We start from the raw sequence: 16,645 nt of genomic DNA on the forward strand, positions 1-16,645 counted from the left end.
TGGTAAAAATAACCGCAGAGGCACTGAGGAAGATAGAGGGAGAAATTCAGAATTTTGAATTTCTCCACATTTTAGTGTTTTCTAGGATACACCTGCTAACTGTTTTTCTTTCGTCTCTAATGGTGCTGTCAGTGCTGCTTCTAAGTCAGCACAACCCAGCTTTTCTTCTAAGATTTTCATGACTTCGCGCCCGAAGTCGTTGGGGTTTTGTTGCCAAGCTTGCAAGCAGACTTCGCCGAAGAATGAACCAAGGGGTTCGGGATTCCAGAGAAGTTTTTTGGCTGTCCACGGCATCAAGCTCATTGGATCGTACCCTGGTTTGAGGATGCCTTCTTTGAAAGCGTATTCTTCTAAATGGGTATGGGGTTGTAGTCCAATAAAGAAGATGGCGGGTTCGACTTTATCAGCCCCAAAAATCCGTTCTAGTTCGCGGTGATAAGCGATGGTTTGGCGGATGGTTTCGGGACGTTCGTCAATGACGTTAAAGGAGTAGTTGACGGAAACTAAGTCGTTGAAACCAGCGGCTTTTAAGTCACGGCAGTTTTGCAAGACGGTTCGCAAGTTATACCCCATCCGCATTTTCCGCACAAGTTCTTGAGAACCACTGGTAATCCCGATTTCAAAGTAGTTCATCCCGGTTTTCGCCATCAACTCACACAATTCGGGTGTCAAATTGTCGGCTCTGATATATGCTGCCCAGTGGATATCTGTCATACCAGAATCGACGATTTTTTGCAATAGTTCTATGGCATCGGGGATAAATTTTTTCGCGGGGATGAATTGGGCATCGGTAAACCAGAAATTGCGAATGCCGCGATCGTATAATTGGCGCATCTCGGCAACTACTTCATCTGCTGGGTTGATGCGTACTTGTTTGCCTTCGACAACTGTATAGACGCAATAACAACAGTTGTGAGGACAACCACGTTTAGTTTGTACACCTATATAAAAATCTTGCTCTTGCAGGTAATAGTTAAATTCCGGCCAAATGCTTTCAATATAGTCGTAGTTACAAGCGGTTTTTTCTATTGGGGTGGGTTGTTCGTGAATTAGCCGTTGACGTGGTTGAGTTTCTCCGGCAACGTAACAGCGTTCATCTCGAAAATCTCTGCCACTTAAAAGTTTTTCCAGCAGGGTTTCGCCTTCACCCACAGAAATAATTGTCCCTTGGGGTAAGCTTTTACCCAATTGTTCGTAAAATACGCTGACTGCACCACCACCGACAACTACACAAGCATCAGAGTTATACTTTTGGGCACGTTTTAAACCACGTTTGATTAAACCCTGGTTTTGCCACAACTCTACATAGTAAGCAATGAAGATTCGCAAACCGCCCAATCCGCCGCGTAGTTTCAATAGAGGATTCTTGGCGTAGTAAAATTCAAAGGCGTTTTGCAGCGGGTTGCCACCACGTCCACCAACTGGGGCATAAATTTGAATATCCCGCCAAGAAAATACTAGTAGTGTCGGTTTAAATTCATCAATACAGCGATCCAGAGCCGAACTGTAATCTAAAGGTGGTACTGTTCCCAAATCAAAGATGCGCTGTTCAATATTAGGAAACTGCTTGTGGACATGATCGCTTAGGTAGACAACCCCAATAGGAAAGATGGGGTTACAAGGAAGGCGAACGTAAAGAATTCGATTTTCCATCATCTGTGTTTTAACTTCCATCTTGCCAATCTGTGGAGAAAGCGAGAGAAACATCCAGTCTTAAAGTGTGTGCTTGTTTTATTTGGTTTTATTTATCACAATCGTGCTTGACATTTCAGACGATTATTGGTAATGAAAACCTGCTGTTAGCAACCGCGGAAAACGCTAAAATTGCTGTGCATAAAACATACATAGAATCTATAGAGAGCTTTATGAAGACATTTTTTCATATAGCTTTACCATAACATCGAGTTTATTCATTAAGCGATGATCCCAGCCGATTAATCCTGGGATAAATGAAGCAGCAAAACTCACTTCCTGGCTATGCTAAAAGTAAGGGGATCGTTGTTATGTCAATTCCCTAACAATCTGCTTTAAGAGAATTGAAGCTTTTATACCAGCAAAAAATATCAAAAACTTTTATTTATAGTGTATAATTCCGAAAAAGGTATGAATAATTACAAAATTTTCATAACTAAAAATATATCTTTAGACAGAAATAATCTACAAAGACTCAGTTGGTATTCGCAGTTACAACAACTGGGGATCAGTGGGTGCTAGGCTTGGCTAGTGTAATGTAAAATTGTGGCGTAAAGCTCCTCAGCAGTTATGGCTCAAATATTAGATCCTCTACCACCTGAGCAATCGGGAAAAATTCTCTGCTGCTACATTAATGCCACGAGCAAAATACAGGTAGCTCGCATCTCCAATATTCCCAACTGGTATTTTGAAAGGGTTGTTTTCCCTGGACAACGTTTAGTTTTTGAAGCTCCACGAAAAGGTCAAGTGGAGATTCATACAGGGATGATGGCAAGTGCAATTTTATCCGATAAGATTCCGTGCGATCGCCTGATGCTCGAAGAACCCAGTACTAATGAGTTTGATACAGACTCATCAGATGAAAAAGACCCTTTTAATACCAAATTAATGGTGCAGCAAATTAATACAAAAATCGGAGATACTACAAAACCCTTGCAAATCCTTGGTTTAGCCTCGGTTGATTAAAAAAAAACAATTTTATCTAAATTTAAGGGTTGCTAATTTAGCAGCCCTTTTTGTTTACTTTTTGTTTATTATTTATTGGGTATGGGGCATTGGTTATTCTCATTGTCTCCCTCATCTCATCTACAATCATTCTTATGAATCTGCCTTCATTTCTTTGGTTGTGGAAAATAGCCGCCTGGTCTATGGGGTTGTCTCTGTTGGCATATCTGATGTTAGCAGTCACCGGTGTTTGGATGTTTCGGGCGAGAACTTCGCAGCAATTTCCTTTTATTACCCCATTTATGGGCGGTAATAAAGGGGTGCAATCGCTCCACTACACAATGGGCATCAGCATGGTAAGTTTAGTGCTACTACTGCTAGCGATCGGCATTGTTGGCACTTGGGGACACTTTGGTTCACTAGGACACTCGTCACACTTGGTTGCTGGGTTAATAGTCGTAGCATTAGTTTTACTATCTGCTTTTAGCGCCACACAAATTAGTGTCAGACGACCTTGGGCTAGACCCTTACACATCGGCGTAAATATTATTCTATTTATAGGATTTGCCTGGGTATCCCTTACTGGTTGGATTGTAGTACAAAAGTATTTACCCTAAAAAATTACGAATTACGAATTACGAATTACGAATTATTAAAGTGGCATACCTTATTTCCAACACTCCAGCTAAGACATAGACCTACCCTACAATGAAGAAAAGCATTGTAATTGAGCCGTGACAGCAAACTCAGCCAATATCTCAGCTTCTGTTTTTCGTTTGTCTCCTTTGATTCGGATAACGTTGCTGAGTCTATACATAGCACTCACAGTCCCATTACCTTTTTTATCGCAGGTAACAGCTGCACCCGTACCTCCAGAATTATTGTGGATAGGGATTGGCATCGGCTTAGTTGCCTTGTATGCGGTATTAACTGAACAAGTAATAGTAGATGACGAGGGAATTCAGGTTACTTACCCCGCCTGGGTGCCTCGATTTTTTCGTAAAGGCTGGTCTTTACCTTGGTCAGAAGTGAAAGAGTTAAAACCCCGCAGCACTGGACAAGGAGGGCTAGTTTATTACTTCCTCAGCCAGGATGGGAAAGCTTATTTATTACCGATGCGTGTAGCCGGATTTGCTCGTTTGGTGCAAATTGTCCAAGCAAAGACGAGCATTGACACCACAGATGTTCGCCCTTTAGCGCAGCCCTGGATGTACCTGATTTTACTAGTATTCACACTGCTGCTACTATTAGTCGATGGCTGGGCGATCGCTACAGCCTTAACTACTGCACAATTAACTTAGGTTATTTCTCTGCAATCCCCAGTCCCGTTGAATACAGCAAAAGCCATACTCAGGCTAGAGCAAGTTAATTTGTTTACAAAGCTGAAAACCCAACTTCCCGGCAATCAGCAAGGATACCCCATATTGCAAGATATTTCCTTAGAGGTATTCCAGAGCGAATGTATTGCAATTGTAGGCCCAGTAGGTGCTGGCAAAACTTCGTTATTACGCCTCATCAACCGCCTAATTGAACCCACGAGTGGTAAACTGTATCTGGAAAATCAAGAATATCGCCAAATTCCTGTCATCCAGCTACGGCAGATGGTTGTACTTGTATTGCAAGAATCAAAGCTGTTGGGGATGACAGTTGGGCAATCCTTGGCTTATCCTTTAGTTTTGCGTGGTTTGCCCAAACAGACAATTCAGCAACGAGTCAATCACTGGACAGACCAACTGCACATTCCCAATGAATGGTTAGAGCGAACAGAGGTGCAACTTTCTTCAGGACAACGACAACTAGTAGCGATCGCTCGTGCCTTAGTCATCCAGCCTAAAATATTATTATTAGATGAGCCAACCTCTGCCCTAGATCCTGGTACGGCTTCTCATCTAATGCAAGTCTTAACCCAGTTGAGTCAAACTCATCAAACCACGATTCTGATGGTAAATCACCAACTGGAACTAGCCCAGATGTTTTGCACTCGGTTATTACACCTACAACAAGGTCATTTATTCGCAAATCAAACAGCCTCAGAGATAGACTGGATTGAATTACGAAAAAGCCTGATTCAAGCAGCAGCTCAAGACGATTTTGGATTTTAAATTTTGGATGAGACAGGAATTAGGAATCGTTTTCTTACTCCCCCTCACCCCAATGCGCCATTCACACTTGACTACTAGTAAGTGTTGAACGTTGATTATTAAATCTCTCTCTAGCTAACTTTGTTGTCTGTGACTGTGAAATATTGGTATTCAAAATTTCCATGTTAAAACGGTATCCAACATTGCGGATAGTTTGAATCAAATTGGGTTGCCGAGGATCGAGTTCAACCTTTTTCCGCAGCGATAAAACGTGAGTATCAATGGTACGAGGGTTATCGATAGCGTCAGGCCAAGCACGACGCAGCAATTCCGATCTACTTAGAGGTACTCCCCCAGCTTGTGCTAAAACGTACAGCAAACTGAATTCCTGGGGCGTTAAGTCAATAAACTCCCCTTGGAAGCGGACACGACGCTGAACTAGATCGATTTGCAAAGTGCCATAATCCAAATAAGCTGGTGCAGTAGGTGTGCGCTTCCGGCGAATCAGTGCCTCTACCCGTGCCAAAAACTCTTGCATCCCAAAAGGTTTGCTCAAGTAATCATCTGCACCCGCCTTTAAACCTGCGACTATATCAGCTTCACTATTACGGGCAGATAGCATTAAGATTAGAGGCTGTTGCTGACGATGCAACCAACGACAAAACTCAATGCCATCACCATCAGGCAGGTCTGCATCTAAAACTACCAGTGTTGGTTGATGGCTTAAAAATACTTCCCTTGCTTGATAAATACTGGCAGCTTGATGCACGCGGTATTCCAGTTGTTGCAAGTGCCAACCCAACAACGACCTCAGATGGGGATTCCCCTCAATGATTTCTATACAAACCGAACCCACGGTGGCAAGACCCCTTAGCGTCGATGACTTTCAAAGTAACAAGCCCATCTCTAAGGTTTTGTAGCCTTTGTTACTTCAATTGCGATTAACTTTACATTTCCTAATAAAATAAGTGGCAATATCTTTAATTTATGCCTTGCCAATAGGCAATTAGAAATATTATTAAATTTTTATTAAATTTCTCGAAAGCGTTGTTAGACTTATAAAAAGTTCTTTTAACTTAACATTTTGCTTTGAGATGGGTGTTAATGTGGCAAACATCTATAACCCAACCAGCTAACAACAACAGCTTTTCAACCTGATTAAACCTGATGGCAAAAGTGGATTTTTTCGCCAAAATTTAGTACTCCCATCCAGGAATATAACATCAATACAATTGGGCTGTGATTGTGAAAATCAAAAAAATAACTTAGCAGCTAACTAGAATCGATGTTTTCTGGAATAAGATTAAAGTAGCTTGTAGCTGCTATGAGGGTAATACCCAAAGTAGATGTGTTGACTTTGAGTTTATGCCAAAGTGAAATTACACTTCACTTTTTAGCGTGAATCATTTACAATTCTCATTCCAAAGAGATTAATACAGCAGTTATGCTCCAAGACACACAAACCATCCGCTATTACCAAAGACTCACCGATGCCTTCATCGAGCTATGGAATCGCGGTTATCGCACGGATGATATGCGGATGTATTTGGATGGATATCTAGCCGCACTGCGACATAGCAACGTCATTGAACCTTTTTTGATTCATCGCCTAGAAGAGGAAGCCAGCCGCTTCTTGTACGATGGCTCAAACTTTGCAGTGCCGCAACCACAGCCACAGCCCGATTACTACTAATTACCATTTGCCTGGTCATTGATAGTAACCGTTAATTACCGCAGATAATTATAGCATATTATCTGTATTGGTCAACGGGTTGTCGTGGTGTGAAATTTTGGAGATATTGTATTGATTAAACGCATCCCCTCAGCCCTAGATTGGTTTTGCCAATTAGACTGAGGGGATTGTTGTCTAGCAATAAAATCAAGTCCAACAAAGAGTATTTTTGTCAGAAACCGATTAAAAAACCCTTGAAAGGGGAAAGAAATAGTATCTCTCCTTTCAAGGATATTAAAAATGGCACATTGCCTTGATTGCGAAGTGCAAATTCAGCAGCATACCCTTTGGTTTGGGTAAAGAGAGATTACGAAGCTAATGCTACTTCTACCTTTTCTTGCAATTCACCTTTTTGGTACAGTTCAATCAAGATATCAGAACCGCCAAGGAATTCACCATTGATATATACTTGGGGAATTGTCGGCCAGCTAGAGTATTCTTTAATACCTTGACGAATTTCAGGGTCTGAGAGAACGTCAACCGTCTCAAAGGGAACTCCCAAGGTATTGAGAATCTGCACAACGTTGTTAGAGAAACCACATTGAGGCATTAACTTGTTTCCCTTCATGAAAACTAAAATCTTGTTTTCTTGTAGCAAGCTATCAATTTTGTCTTTGAGTTCTGGTGTCATGGTATTTATGTTTCCTATGTTGCATTAATAGAGTGAGGAGTGAAGAGTGAGGAGTTAAAAATTTATAATTCATAACTCTTAACTTCTAACTTCTAACTCCTAACTTTAGGAACTTGCTGTTGCTTGCCAAGCTTCGGGAGTGTATGTTTTCACTGCCAAGGCATGAATCGCTTCAGTTGACATAGCTTGACCCAACGCACCATAAACTAACTGGTGCTGTTGCACTAGTCCTTTACCTGCAAAGTGCGATGAAACTACTGTCACCTGATAGTGGTCGCCGCCACCAGTCAAGTCTTGCACCTGAACCTGTGCGTCTGGCAGTCCCGCCTTGATCATTTCCTCAACCTGTTGCGGACTAATCATCGCAATTCCTGAAAAAACTTACTTTTCTATTATTAACAGATATAGAGCAAATGCCTTTGCCAACTTCAGGCTTTGACAAGGCTGTAGACACACGCACTTCTGAGGTGTATTGCTTGAGAACGCTCAGGTTTTGGTTACGGCGGACAGCTCTATCCTAGCACTGGGGCGTTCCCAAGCGACTGGTTAGGGAAATGTGGGTATGCAAAAAGAGGCAACAAAAATTTAATTTATTTTTTTGGGGATGAAGAGGATGAATTACCACCTTCTCTGGGATAGGGAGAATCAACAAAACCCAACTCAAATAACTGTTTATAGGCTTTCTTGCCTAAATCCCGTGTCGGGTTTTGACTCTTAATTATTTGAACTAACAACGGTACAGCTAATTCTGGCTGATTTTGTGCCCGATGTACCAATGCTAGCTGAAAAGTGGCTTCATCTCGCTTTTGGGCTGTTAATAGAGCTTTTTGACGCTGAGAATCAGAAACTCTGTTGTCAATTCCCGAAAAGCTAGAATTTAACTCTTGATAAAAATTAGATAGCTGATTATAAACTTGACGTGCTTCTTGCAGTTTCTTGGCAGCTAAGGGGTAGTTTTGAGCAGAAACGGCTTGTTCTGCATCTTTTACTAAGCGATCGCCACCTGCAATGCTCAAAAGGCTGTTACTTTCGGTTATGGGGCGGAGATTATTAGGATCGTTGGGGTCAATGGGTTGTGGTTGGCTGGTAGTGCCTGGTAACTGTGGTACCTGAGCATTCACAGGTGATAGCAGGCTGAGGACTGCTATAACTGATAAAACAGTACGGTGCATCAAGGTAACAGCGACAGCAGTGTTCATGGGATCAATTAGTGCGACAACTATACAAGAGAGTTATGGAAACTTCGGGTATCTTAACTCTGTTTTGGTCTTGGACAAAGCAAAGTTACATCCTAAGTATCTCTGATTTAGACTAAAAATCAGTTTAATAGAGTTCCCATTACCCCTGTATACCAACTAACTTATATTGCTGTGATAAGTGATACCTACGGGAGAGTGTGTCACCATCTGTCTGAGTACCTACTTTTCTCCCCAATAATTATCTCAGGTTAACTGGGATATTTGGCAGGAGAATTTTCCCAAAGCACTGCTTAGGTAATTTCCGACAAAGAAAATACCAGTGTTGGCGAGTTTCGACTTCGCTCAACTCTCGATCTATCAGTTGGTTGAGCGAAGTCGAAACCAACGGCATCGGTATATTTATTCTTGTAAATCACCTTAAAGTATTTGCGTAGGCATCGCACAAAACTAGTTCAGAATAGCGATGTCTTCAGTCGGCACTTCCCAACTTTTATTTAACTGTCTGACCAAATAGTGAAAATATTTATCATCAAGCAATTCAGTAGTTTGCAGCCAATGAATTAGCTGTTGGCTCAAAAAAATGCCAATTTGGCTGAATATATCATCAATAGAAGGTAATTTATATATATACATCCTCAAAGGTTGCAAAATACCACTAATCTTTTGTGACTTGCTCAGGATGAATATAGCAGTTAGCAATTAGTGTCAAATATTGAAAAGGTGAAGTTTCTGAATTATGCACGGTCAATGATTATGAGGTTTGACCGTATCAAGAATTAGTAATTTCTGCAAATGCGTGGTTAGTAACTTTTGTTTCTTGATGGCTCAATTGTTGCAGTGCCTTTGCTAAATCAGTTGTGATGTTTTTTGCCTCTTGTTTTATACAGCCATTCATGTAATCCGCGACTCTAATTGGGGAGCCAATGTCAATACTCACATCTGTACCCCAATTGGGATAAGGTTGGCTGTAATTAATGCCTATGGGTATAATTTTCACTCCCAACCCGGAATGACTAGATTCAGCACTCAAAGCAAGACGAGCAATTCCCGGCTTCAACTGGTGAACTTGACCATCACGAAAAATGTTACCTTCTGGAAAGATTACCAGAGTTTTTTGCTGCTGAAGTAGCTCTACTCCATGTCGCAGCGTGCGGATTGACGGATGCTTAGAATTTACAGGAAATCCCCCTAAACGTCGAACAAACCAGCCTTGCAAACCTTGGCATTCGTCAATAGTCACCATAAATCGCAAGTCTTGCTTTCTTAGACAAGCGGTAGCGTAGGGTACAAGCAAGGCATCCCAACGCGCCCGATGTGTAGGCGCAAGGATCACAGGCCCGGTTGTGGGGATATTTTTTTGTCCGGTTATTCTAATTTGTCCAAAGAATAATGGTAATAGGCAGTGACGCCCTAATAAATATGCCAGGGGACTTAACCAAGGAGAAACCCTTGAGGTAGTGCTATCTACCTGAGGATTTGCTGGGGTGTGCTGGCAGGTATCGGATGAAGAGTAAAATTCCATCATGACGGATGCAGCTGATTGACGGGTAAAAATTTAACGAAAGGCGTGATTAGTTACACCGTAGATTCTCTTGTGTGACTTGTGTCGTAGTAGATGGACAGTTTTACCTCTGTCTGTTAGTTGACCTTACGCCGCTTAGTAGCAAACCAAGTCTGTAATTGCTGACGACAAGCTGACTCTAGAATGCCTCCGATTACTTGGAGACGGTGATTAGAAGCAGCACTATCGGGGATGTTAATAACTGTACGAATTGCGCCAGTTTTTGTATCGTCTACTCCATATACCAGTATTCCTAGTCGTGATTGGACGATCGCACCTGCACACATCGGGCAAGGTTCGAGAGTTACATACAGAGTGCATTCATTGAGATGCCAATTTTGTAAAGTTGTTGCGGCTGTCTTGATAGCGAGAATTTCCGCATGAGCAGTAGGGTTTTTGTCGCGCTCTTTTCTGTTTTCTCCTTGTGCTAGCAATTTGCCTGTTGAATCAATGATAACAGCACCTACAGGGATTTCACCTGCATCACCTGCTGTTTTTGCTAATTCTAGGGCGTAACTCATCCATTGTTGATGTATAAGATATTCTGTATACTTAGTTAGCATCTTCTTATCAATGCATGATGTGCAACTTAATATTCTGACTTTTATCTAAATCATTAATACTGTTCGGTTAAGGGAAGAGACGCGATGAATCGCCGTCTCTACAATAATCAGAGACGCGATTCATCGCCGTTTGATGGCGATTTATCGCGTCTAAATAGCGGCTTGGGCTAAAAGGGGATCGAGTTGACTTTGTGTGTCTAACTGATATAGGTCATCGCAGCCGCCAATATGCTGGTTATTGATAAAAATTTGTGGTACTGTACGGCGACCGTTGGCGCGTTCTGCCATTTTTGCTCTGGCTGCTGCGTCGCCGTCGATTTTGTATTCAGTGAAATTTACACCTTTCCACCACAGCAGTATTTTGGCACGAATGCAGTAAGGACAAGTTTGCCAGGTGTAAAGTTCGACGTTGGCTTTGACTCGCTCTGGATGGCGATTTAATAAGGGATTAAGAAAGTCCAGCATATTGCTCTTAAACAAGGTTTTAACTATGTCTCTAGCCTAGAACATTGCTTACCGCATCGGCGCTGGAACCCACTTTTGGAAACCCTCTAAATGATTCCAGTAAGCCAAATATCCAGTCAATGCCCAAATTAGAGCGGCTACTATCAGCACTGCTACGCCTATTAGCCGCCAAGTTCGGTTAGTTTTCCAATAAAGAGTTGGCGCTGCAAAAATACCACCTAATCCAGTTAAAATAAAGCCGATTCCCGATAAAAGCGGTTGCTTTGTCAAATTCAAGTTGATGATGCGGATGCCGACTACGATCGCAACTGCACCAGCAAAGAAGCCATAAATTGCTATTGTCAATAAATCCCAATTTTGAGCCAGGGCGATCGCAGCCGCCACAAACAAGATTCCAAATAAGACACTCGTCTCACCGAAGGCAATATTAAAGCTACCCATTACTGGCCAGGTGAAGCTCATGTGCAAACCAGTTGTGAGTGCGATCGCACCCGTAATTCCAAATCCTGGAATCCACGGTCTTTGATTAGAACTATCTATACCACGATACACATAGTCAGCCAGGAGAAATAACCCAGCTACCATGTTGATTAACATGAGGGTGATGTAGTCGATAAACACGATTTACCTCTGAATTTGACAAGTTATTTACTCTGCGCCTCGTTCTTTAGTTTTTAGTGAATTTACCAGCTTTTTTGTTTATTATTTTATACCTAAAGATAGATACTGAAGAACAGCAATGTTCTAGATATACACTGCTACTTATTTGTGCCAGTTTTTAACTGAGTTACTTGTGAACAGGTTTTATACTGGAGTAATTATGAGTAAAAAACCAGGATGTGTTAACTGGCAATTTTCTAACGAGTTAGCAGTAAAACTTAACTTTCTTCCACGTGTATCCGCCCTTTGGTAGACTTGAAAACTGAAATAGGCAGATGAAACGACGCAAATTCAAGCAGCTGAGAGGGCAAACTCTGTGGAAAATACACTTGGGTTAGAGATTATTGAAGTAGTAGAGCAAGCCGCGATCGCATCCGCAAAGTGGATGGGTAAAGGCGAAAAAAATATCGCTGACCAGGTAGCTGTGGAAGCGATGCGGGAGCGGATGAATAAAATCCACATGCGCGGTCGCATCGTGATCGGGGAAGGCGAACGTGACGACGCGCCGATGCTATACATCGGCGAAGAAGTTGGTATCTGTACCCAACCAAATGCCGAAAGTGTCTGTAACCCTGATGAATTAATTGAAATTGATATCGCCGTTGACCCCTGTGAAGGTACCAACTTGGTAGCTTATGGACAACCTGGTTCGATGGCTGTCTTGGCAATTTCTGAAAAGGGTGGATTATTTGCTGCTCCTGACTTTTACATGAAGAAGTTAGCAGCACCTCCCGCAGCTAAGGGCAAAGTAGATATCAACAAGTCAGCCACGGAAAACCTGAAGATTCTCTCTGAGGTTTTAGACCGGAGTATTGAAGAACTTGTTGTGGTAGTAATGAAGCGCGAACGCCACAACGATTTAATTAAGGAAATCCGTGAAGCTGGAGCGAGAGTCGCCCTAATTTCAGACGGTGATGTGGGTGCAGCTATAAGCTGCGGTTTTGCTGGAACCAATATCCACGCTCTGATGGGTATCGGTGCTGCTCCTGAAGGCGTAATCTCAGCAGCAGCAATGCGTGCTTTGGGTGGACACTTCCAAGGTCAACTGATCTACGATCCAGCTATAGTCAAAACAGGTCTGATTGGAGAAAGCAGAGAAGCCAACATCGATCGCTTAAAGTCTATGAATATCAATGACCCCGATAAGGTCTATGATGCTCATGAACTAGCATCTGGTAAAACTATTCTGTTCGCGGCTAGCGGCATTACCAGTGGTAATCTCATGCAAGGTGTACGTTTCTTCAAAGACGGGGCAAGAACTCAAAGCTTGGTAATTTCCAACCAGTCGAAAACTGCTCGATTTGTTGATACAATTCACTTGTTTGGTGAACCAAAAGTTCTCCAACTGAACTAATTTCTAGGGAATGGGGAATGGTAAAAGTAGAGGTAAAGCATTTGGAAAGAAATGTTTCTATAAAACGGAAAAATCATCACCAAAAAGCTTTACCTTTACAGTAGTTAGTAGTTAGTAGTTAGTGATTAATGATTGGTTGGAAAACTATCAGCCAATAAACAAAAATTCCCCATTCCCTATTCTCACTTAATGCCAGATTGCCAACTACCAACTAGTAACTACAATTTAGCAAATGAATATAGCAGTGGTGGGGTTAAGCCATAAAACAGCCCCAGTAGAAGTCCGGGAAAAACTGAGCATTCCAGAATCACAAATTGAAAGTGCGATCGCTCAGTTGGCCAGCTATCCCCATATAGACGAAGTTGCAATTCTTAGCACTTGTAACCGCCTGGAAATTTACATTGTCACCAGTGAAGCAGACCAAGGTATCCGAGAAGTAACGCAGTTTCTTGCAGAATTCAGTAAATTACCCGTGCTTTCTCTACGACAACACTTATTTATGCTGCTCCATGATGATGCCGTGATGCACGTTATGCGCGTAGCAGGTGGTTTAGATAGTCTGGTACTCGGAGAAGGTCAAATTCTGGCTCAGGTGAAGACTACTCACAAACTGGGACAGCAATATAGTGGTATAAAAACCATTTTGAATCGATTATTTAAACAAGCGTTGACAGCTGGTAAGCGGGTTCGCACTGAAACTAGTATTGGTACTGGTGCTGTCTCTATCAGTTCGGCAGCTGTGGAGTTAGCACAGATTAAAGTAGCAAATTTAGCAGCTTGCCGAGTGGTAATTTTGGGTGCTGGTAAAATGTCGCGGCTGCTGGTGCAACACCTCATTTCTAAAGGTGCTGTGGAAATTAGTATTGTAAATCGCTCTCGCGATCGCGCCCAAGAATTAGCCAAGCAGTTCCCTCAACAACCGATCCAAATTCACCCGCTATCGGAAATGATGGCAGTAATTGCCGATAGTGATTTGGTGTTTACCAGTACTTCGGCAACAGAGCCAATACTTGACCGCGCCAAATTGGAAATGGTTTTAGAAGTTCAGCGCTCTCTGATGTTATTTGATATTTCTGTGCCGCGCAATGTTCATGTGGATGTAAATGAATTAGAAAACGTACAGGCGTTTAATGTGGATGATTTGAAGGCAGTAGTAGCGCAAAACTACGAAAGCCGTCGGAAGATTGCACAAGAAGCTGAGAAACTTTTAGAGGAAGAAGTAGAAGCCTTTGATATTTGGTGGCGCAGTTTAGAAACTGTTAGCACTATTAGCTGTCTGCGAAATAAAGTCGAAACCATCCGCGAACAAGAATTAGAAAAAGCTTTGTCGAGATTGGGTTCGGAATTCGCCGAAAAACATCAAGAAGTGATTGAGGCATTAACACGGGGAATTGTCAATAAAATTTTACATGACCCGATGGTGCAATTGCGATCGCAGCAAGATGTGGAAGCTAGACGGCGCTGTATGCAAACTCTGCAAATGCTGTTCAACCTCGATGCAGAGGAACAGTTTAGTTAAATTAAACAACAAGAACCCCGACTTTTAGTGAGAAGTTGGGGTTTTGAGCCAACCAGTTTTAAATTAGATATACTTCTAATTAGATAGATATCTAATTAGAAGTTAGTTATGCAACCAGAGCAATTTAACATATTACTGCGCTTTTTCAAGGCATTAGCGGATGATAGCCGATTGAAGATTGTAGGTATCCTAGCGAATCAGGAGTGCAGCGTCGAAGAATTAGCGGTGCTACTGCAACTCAAGGAACCGACGGTATCTCATCATTTAGCTAAACTTAAAGAGCTAAATTTGGTAACAATGCGCCCTGAAGGTAATAGCCGTCTATATCAATTGGATAGCGAGGCTTTGCAAAGCATTAGCAAGGAAATTTTTACACCTGAGAAAATAGCATCCTTGATTGGGGATGTAGATACTGAAGCTTGGGAAAGCAAAGTGTTAAAAAACTATTTCGAGGACAATCGCCTCAAAGAAATTCCTGCTAGTCGCAAAAAGCGTCTAGTTATTCTTAAGTGGTTAGCAAACCAGTTTGATGTAGGAGTCAACTATCCTGAACGTTTGGTAAATGATATTCTCAAACGCTACCATATTGACTGCGCCACCCTGCGACGAGAGTTGATTGCTTGCCAGTTAATGCAGCGAGAAAATGGGATTTATTGGCGTACAACATAGATGTGAAAGATGAGCAAATCGCACCACAATCATAGGTTGTATTTTTATGCAGTTAGAAACCAAAAAATTATATTACACACCTGAAGAGTATTTAGAAATTGAAGAAAAAGCGGAATATAAAAGCGAATACCGTGATGGAGAAATTGTACCGATGACCGGTGGCACTACAAATCATAATAAAATTGCTTTGAATTTAGCTGCATCCTTAAAAATTGCTTTAAGGCGTAAAAATTATGATGTTTATATTGGTGATGTACGTTTATGGATACCCCGTTATCGGCAGCATACATATCCTGATGTGATGGTGATTGAGGGACAACCCATTTATACAGGAACCAGCACAACAACGGTTATGAACCCGATGTTAATTGCTGAAGTTTTATCTAAATCGACTAAAAATTATGACCAAGGCGATAAGTTTCTTTATTATCGTTCTATTCCAGAATTCAAGGAATATATTTTAATTGACCAATATCAGTATCATGTGATGCAGTATGTAAAAACTGCGGAAAGTCAATGGTCATTCACTGAAATTGAACATGAATCTGCAACTTTATCACTGCAAACGGTTGATTTTAAAATTGAATTGCGCGACCTTTATGAGCAAGTCAATTTTGCAGAAAATAACGAAGATTAAAAAATAAAGTTCTGATTCGCCCCGGATGCTGATTCATCCAACAAAATTAACTTAAAATTCTTTAGCAAGTAGCTACCAAAGTTCTTCACTAAATTTGTGTTTCTTCCTCGGTAAAGATAGGAGGCCACAATTCAGTAACGGGCAATTTCCAACCGGGAAAAAGCTCTGGTATGGTTAAAATTTCGCCATTTTCTAAAACTGTCGGTTCGCCTGTAGAGCGATAAATTGTAACTGTCTCTTCATCAGGATCAATCAGAATCCCGACGATCGCTCCTAGTTCTATAAATTTCAGAATTTTGGCTGCTATGAGTTTAATTTTATCGCTCTGAGATTTAATTTCTACCACCAAGTCCGGGACAAGTTCGCCAAAGTAACGAGGACTTTGGAGAAGTCGGGAAGCGCGAACAAAGGAAACATCGGGTGCTTTGAGGTTTGTATCTGGCATGATGAAACCGCCAGCAGAATCAAATACTCTTCCCCAGCGACGAGGATTTATCCAAGCAAAGAGAAAGGCGATGAGACGACTACTGATTTCGCTGGATACAATATCTGATGGGCCCATAATTGAAATTATCCCATTTTCGAGTTCCAGCTGGTAATCTAAACCTGCTTCGGTAAAAGCGGTTTGAACTTGCTCTAAATCTCTGATTGTCATCATTGACATAAAAAGCTTTTTCCACTGAAGATATACAACTCGATTTTAACAAGAGCCAAATTTCAGAAGATTTGACACCGTATGCAACTTTCTCTCAAACCGATTTAAAGGTAATAAGCTGTTGCATATTTAGATTGCATAAGCTGGGCGGGCAAGATGCCATTGGTGTCAACTTAACGCGAAACCGCTTGTCCGCCGGGAATTTCAATTCCCGTCTCATAGCTAAAGTCATCTGAAGATGACTAAATATCGCCAAAAATCTCCAGTCTACTTCAGTACACT

The 16,645-nt window shown here is 41.7% G+C and carries 20 protein-coding genes; 9 read left to right on the forward strand and 11 right to left on the reverse strand.

All coding sequences use genetic code 11. The features are described 5' to 3' along the window. Nucleotides 1-81 precede the first annotated feature (81 nt). Nucleotides 82-1,674, reverse strand: coding sequence for a photosystem II high light acclimation radical SAM protein (locus V7K61_RS02415; protein WP_335050601.1), 1,593 nt, complete (start codon nt 1,672-1,674; stop codon nt 82-84). Between the two features lie 588 nt (nt 1,675-2,262). Here V7K61_RS02415 and V7K61_RS02420 point away from each other — a divergent pair. The 4 genes from V7K61_RS02420 to V7K61_RS02435 all read left to right on the forward strand — a co-directional run bounded on the left by V7K61_RS02420 (nt 2,263) and on the right by V7K61_RS02435 (nt 4,739). Next, nucleotides 2,263-2,658: a DUF1830 domain-containing protein gene (locus V7K61_RS02420; RefSeq protein WP_194041932.1), complete on the forward strand. Its 396-nt coding sequence runs from the start codon at nt 2,263-2,265 to the stop codon at nt 2,656-2,658. 134 nt (nt 2,659-2,792) lie between these two features. Further along, complete coding sequence (locus V7K61_RS02425) at nt 2,793-3,254, forward strand: DUF4079 domain-containing protein (protein WP_335050603.1); 462 nt, start codon at nt 2,793-2,795, stop codon at nt 3,252-3,254. Between the two features lie 117 nt (nt 3,255-3,371). After that, nucleotides 3,372-3,938: a hypothetical protein gene (locus V7K61_RS02430; protein WP_335050606.1), complete on the forward strand. Its 567-nt coding sequence runs from the start codon at nt 3,372-3,374 to the stop codon at nt 3,936-3,938. Nucleotides 3,939-3,965: 27 nt separating this feature from the next. After that, complete coding sequence (locus V7K61_RS02435) at nt 3,966-4,739, forward strand: ABC transporter ATP-binding protein (protein ID WP_335050608.1); 774 nt, start codon at nt 3,966-3,968, stop codon at nt 4,737-4,739. Between the two features lie 61 nt (nt 4,740-4,800). On the opposite strand, the gene V7K61_RS02440 is transcribed toward V7K61_RS02435, so the two are convergent. Beyond that, nucleotides 4,801-5,574, reverse strand: coding sequence for a response regulator transcription factor (locus V7K61_RS02440; RefSeq protein WP_094349507.1), 774 nt, complete (start codon nt 5,572-5,574; stop codon nt 4,801-4,803). Nucleotides 5,575-6,162: 588 nt separating this feature from the next. Here V7K61_RS02440 and V7K61_RS02445 point away from each other — a divergent pair. Then, nucleotides 6,163-6,411 (forward strand): DUF6761 family protein, encoded by a 249-nt coding sequence (locus V7K61_RS02445; RefSeq protein ID WP_099102685.1) that lies wholly within the window; start codon nt 6,163-6,165, stop codon nt 6,409-6,411. A gap of 346 nt (nt 6,412-6,757) precedes the next feature. Here the strand turns inward: V7K61_RS02445 and grxD are convergent, their stop codons facing one another. From grxD to V7K61_RS02485, 8 genes are all read right to left on the reverse strand, one after another. Continuing rightward, complete coding sequence (gene grxD / locus V7K61_RS02450) at nt 6,758-7,081, reverse strand: Grx4 family monothiol glutaredoxin (protein WP_094349509.1); 324 nt, start codon at nt 7,079-7,081, stop codon at nt 6,758-6,760. 105 nt (nt 7,082-7,186) lie between these two features. Then, on the reverse strand, nt 7,187-7,444 hold the full coding sequence (locus V7K61_RS02455) for a BolA family protein (RefSeq protein ID WP_289795312.1): 258 nt from the start codon (nt 7,442-7,444) through the stop codon (nt 7,187-7,189). A gap of 227 nt (nt 7,445-7,671) precedes the next feature. Next, nucleotides 7,672-8,280, reverse strand: a complete 609-nt coding sequence (locus V7K61_RS02460) for a hypothetical protein (protein WP_335050611.1) — start codon at nt 8,278-8,280, stop codon at nt 7,672-7,674. Between the two features lie 447 nt (nt 8,281-8,727). Further along, nucleotides 8,728-8,913 carry a hypothetical protein gene (locus V7K61_RS02465; RefSeq protein ID WP_335050613.1) on the reverse strand — a complete coding sequence of 62 codons (186 nt, stop codon included), beginning with the start codon at nt 8,911-8,913 and terminating at the stop codon, nt 8,728-8,730. Between the two features lie 136 nt (nt 8,914-9,049). After that, nucleotides 9,050-9,805 (reverse strand): lysophospholipid acyltransferase family protein, encoded by a 756-nt coding sequence (locus V7K61_RS02470; protein WP_335050615.1) that lies wholly within the window; start codon nt 9,803-9,805, stop codon nt 9,050-9,052. A gap of 113 nt (nt 9,806-9,918) precedes the next feature. Further along, complete coding sequence (tadA, locus tag V7K61_RS02475) at nt 9,919-10,404, reverse strand: tRNA adenosine(34) deaminase TadA (RefSeq protein WP_335050617.1); 486 nt, start codon at nt 10,402-10,404, stop codon at nt 9,919-9,921. 150 nt (nt 10,405-10,554) lie between these two features. Then, a complete protein-coding gene (gene grxC / locus V7K61_RS02480) occupies nt 10,555-10,869 on the reverse strand; it encodes a glutaredoxin 3 (RefSeq protein WP_094349514.1) in 315 nt (104 codons plus the stop codon). Nucleotides 10,870-10,917: 48 nt separating this feature from the next. Further along, nucleotides 10,918-11,490 (reverse strand): DUF981 family protein, encoded by a 573-nt coding sequence (locus V7K61_RS02485; protein ID WP_335050619.1) that lies wholly within the window; start codon nt 11,488-11,490, stop codon nt 10,918-10,920. A gap of 355 nt (nt 11,491-11,845) precedes the next feature. Here V7K61_RS02485 and glpX point away from each other — a divergent pair, with 355 nt between their 5' ends. The 4 genes from glpX to V7K61_RS02505 all read left to right on the forward strand — a co-directional run bounded on the left by glpX (nt 11,846) and on the right by V7K61_RS02505 (nt 15,708). Beyond that, nucleotides 11,846-12,883, forward strand: a complete 1,038-nt coding sequence (glpX, locus tag V7K61_RS02490) for a class II fructose-bisphosphatase (protein WP_334766671.1) — start codon at nt 11,846-11,848, stop codon at nt 12,881-12,883. 232 nt (nt 12,884-13,115) lie between these two features. Further along, nucleotides 13,116-14,402: a glutamyl-tRNA reductase gene (locus tag V7K61_RS02495; RefSeq protein WP_335050621.1), complete on the forward strand. Its 1,287-nt coding sequence runs from the start codon at nt 13,116-13,118 to the stop codon at nt 14,400-14,402. A gap of 108 nt (nt 14,403-14,510) precedes the next feature. Next, on the forward strand, nt 14,511-15,071 hold the full coding sequence (locus V7K61_RS02500; protein WP_335050623.1) for a DUF2087 domain-containing protein: 561 nt from the start codon (nt 14,511-14,513) through the stop codon (nt 15,069-15,071). 46 nt (nt 15,072-15,117) lie between these two features. Further along, nucleotides 15,118-15,708: a Uma2 family endonuclease gene (locus tag V7K61_RS02505; protein ID WP_335050626.1), complete on the forward strand. Its 591-nt coding sequence runs from the start codon at nt 15,118-15,120 to the stop codon at nt 15,706-15,708. 88 nt (nt 15,709-15,796) lie between these two features. On the opposite strand, the gene V7K61_RS02510 is transcribed toward V7K61_RS02505, so the two are convergent. Continuing rightward, nucleotides 15,797-16,372 carry a Uma2 family endonuclease gene (locus tag V7K61_RS02510; RefSeq protein WP_335050628.1) on the reverse strand — a complete coding sequence of 192 codons (576 nt, stop codon included), beginning with the start codon at nt 16,370-16,372 and terminating at the stop codon, nt 15,797-15,799. Nucleotides 16,373-16,645 lie beyond the last annotated feature (273 nt).

The sequence above is a fragment of the Nostoc sp. genome, from assembly GCF_036918015.1.
GTDB lineage: Bacteria > Cyanobacteriota > Cyanobacteriia > Cyanobacteriales > Nostocaceae > Nostoc.